This is a genomic window from Streptomyces aurantiacus (assembly GCF_001418335.1).
GTDB lineage: Bacteria > Actinomycetota > Actinomycetes > Streptomycetales > Streptomycetaceae > Streptomyces > Streptomyces aurantiacus.
The window spans coordinates 1-3,340 of the sequence record NZ_LIPP01000237.1; the positions used below are offsets into that span (position 1 = coordinate 1).

Annotated in this window: 1 pseudogene; it reads left to right on the forward strand. The window is 73.7% G+C overall.

Features of this window, described 5'->3' with window-relative positions:
* Positions 1-3,340 (forward strand): annotated as a pseudogene (locus AOK01_RS45435) (hypothetical protein); the annotation flags it as partial.

Below are 3,340 nucleotides of genomic sequence, written 5' to 3' on the forward strand. Positions count from 1 at the left end.
GCCCCAGTCCCACCCCGTACGGGAACGGTCCCAACCTCACCAACAACACGCCGCTCACCTTCCGGAACAACCCGCTCTCCTTCCGGAACAACACCAACCTGTGGCGGAACAACCAGATCCTGCGCAACAACACCGACCGGCCGGGCGCGCTGGCCGGGCATTACGGGCTGAAGGGGACGGCCGACTTCCTCGCCGCCGGCGCCGGCGAGGCACTCGCGGAGATCCTGATCAAGGGCGCCTTCGACGGCGACTGGTCCACCAGCTGGTCCACCTTCGTCGGCGCGGGCCTCAGCAGTCAGGTCGAGGCCACACTCACCGACGCCGCCCTGAACAGCGGCGCCGAACTGCGCCACGCCATCGACAAGTTGCGCAACCAGCCGCCGCCCACGGTCTCTGGCAGCGGCACCGACTCCGACACACGGGACTCCGACGGCTCCAAGGGTTCTCGCGACGGCAACGGCGCTGCCAACGGCAGTACCGATGGCAGTACCGATGGCCTTACGGTCACGGACATCACGGGGGGCGACGGTTCCACGCTCACCTCGCCTCCGCCCTACACCCAACAGAGCGCAACGCAGGGCGACTTCACGGGCAGCCAGTCGCCTCCGCCCTACTTCACGGAGAGCCCGCCGCCGTATTCTCCGGGCCCGCTGCCGGTGACTGCCGCCGAGAACGATCTGTGGCAGCAGATCCACAACGGCTCCGCCGAGGTCCGTGAGCAGGCCTTGCGCGACCTCACCGCGCTGCGCGGTTCCCAGCCGCCCGGCAGTACAGAGATCGATGTCCGCGACATCCTGCACAGCAACCTGTCGCAACTGCCCGAGGTCCGGGTGGTGCCCGCCGGGGACGGCCCCAACGCCCAGATCGACGCCGACGAGGTGCGCCGCGCTCTGGACGGCTTCGGCGCCCCGGTCACGGTGGACGCCCCACTCAGCCCCGCACCGAGCGCCCCCGCACCGAGCACCTCCGCACCGAGCGCTGTCGGCAACGGCCCCACGGCCAACTCCACTCCGGCTCCGGCTCCCGCTCCGGCTGAGGTGGAGGCTCCCGCTCCGGCTCCGGCAGGGAGCAACGCCGAGTCCGTGCCATCTCCGGAGAGCAACGCCCAGAACGTCGTCCCGGAGCAGGGGGCCGGCGGTCCAGTCACCTCCGGCGGGCCCACCAACTCCGCCTCGCCCAGCACAGGTTCGGGTACGGGCACGGGTACAAGTACGGGTGCGGGCACGGGTACGAGCACGGGTGCCGGCGCCGGCAGCGGTGGCGCCCGGCCGGGCAGCGTGCCCACGGCCTCTCCGCAAACCGCCGACTCACCGGAAACCGCCGGCATTTCCGGGCCGACCGACACCGCCGACACCGCCGACTCCTCCGACTCCGGCGATGTACGCGACATCGGCGGCCCAAGTGTCGTGAAGGCCGACCCCGCCCTCGTCGGGAGTCCCACGCCCACGCAGGAACCGCCGCTGACCGTCCTGGTCTCGGAGGTGCCGCCGCCGGCCGAAGGGTCGCCCGAGGCCGCCGAGTTGCTGGACGGAGCAGGGACCGACCGAGCCGTGGTGCTCGGACCGTCGGCCACGCCGGACGGGTCCGGGCGCCCGGTACGCGCCGCCGTCGAGCTGACACGCGAAGGGCCCGGCGCCCCGGTCCAGGTCCGCCCGCTCGCCGGCCCGATGTCCGCCGCGACGCAAGGCGGGACCACGGACACCGCGTTCCCCGGTGCGGACGTGCTGCTGCCGCTCGCCGACGCCCTCGGCCCCGCGCCCGCCGCGGCGTCCCACCCCGTCACCGAGAGCACGGTGAAGACGGCATCCCCCGTACTCGACAACGGAGTCGGCCCCGACTCCGCGGTCACCACCATGCCCACCACGGCCAAGCTCGCCACCCTGTCCCTCCCCTGGACCGACACGGCCACCGACCTGCACCTGGAGTCGGGCAACGGCAACGGCAACGGCAACGGCAACGGCAACGGCGACAGCAACGGCACGGGCAACGGCGGACACGCCCCCGGCCTCGGTGGCGGGCATGGACCCGGGGACGGCGGCACCCCGCCCCCGCCCTCATCCACCACGTCGGACAGCCCGACACCGGACAGCCCGGCACCGGACAATGCCCCAGCGGCATCCTCCGTGGCGCCCCCGCCCGCCGGGCGGATCATCGCGCGGTCCGCGACCGAGCCGGTCGTCACCACCCTGGACGGCCACACGGTGCCCTTCGCGCAGCTGCGGCGCTTGGTGTCGGGCGCCGCCGTCATGCCCCAACCGGGGCGCGCGGTCGCGACGTTGACCATTTCGCAGGGCCCGGCCGAGGACGGTACGGCGCACGGCGCGGCGCGCCAGGTGCTGCTGGGCCAGGACACCTTCCGCGGTGTGCGCACCACTTCCGTCCCGTCTTCCGTCTCCCTTTCCGTCTCCTCGGACCCGGAGACCGCCGCGGAACCGCCGGTCCGCCGTGCCGTGTTCACCGGCCCGCCGACCGCGCTCCCCGGCTCGGGCACCGAGCGCGGCGCCGACTACTTCACGGGGCACGGCACCTCCCGTACCGTCACGCTCGGCACCAACGACCGGGAGCGCCCCACCGTGAAGGTCAGCGGTGTACAGCTCGGTGAGGCGTTCAACTCCTGGGCCGGGGACGGCGATCTGGAGCGGCCCCTGGTGCTGTTCTCCTGCGAGACCGGGCGGCAGCCGTTGGTGGCGGGGCTGCCGGTGGCACAGCACGTGGCGAACCGGACCGGACGGCGGGTGTACGCGCCGACCACCGAGGTGGGCACGGCCAGGGACGAGGACGGCAACGTCCGCGCGGTGCTCACCGAGGGCCCGGACGGACCGGGGCGGTGGCGGCTCTTCACCCCGGAGCCCAGCGGCGCCGACCTGGACGCGCTGGCGCGCGACGCCGGCCTGCACGCGGGCCCGGAACCCGCCGACGCCTTCGTCCTGACCCGTACGCTCCAGCAGATCCGCACCCTGCGCGACGCCCTCGGCCCGGACGCCGAACAGCAGCCCGAGAACCGGGAGCTGCTCGCCGGGCTCGCCTTCGTGGACGGTCTGCGCTGGCGCAGCCCGGACACCGCGGCCCGTTACGGCGACGGCCGGATGACCCCGGACCTGCTGCGCCGGATGGTCGCCGACCGGCGCGGCGCGACGGGCGGCACCACCGGTGATCCGGCAACGGATCCGACGGCCGATCCGATGGCTGAAGCGGTGACCGATCCGGCGGCCGATCCGACGGTCGAGCAGTACACCGATTTTCTGCGCGCCGCAGCCGAGTTGCGTGCGACCGCCGGGCCCGACACCACGCTCGACGCCCTGCTGCCCCCACCCCCCCCCCCCCCCCCCCCCACCACCCT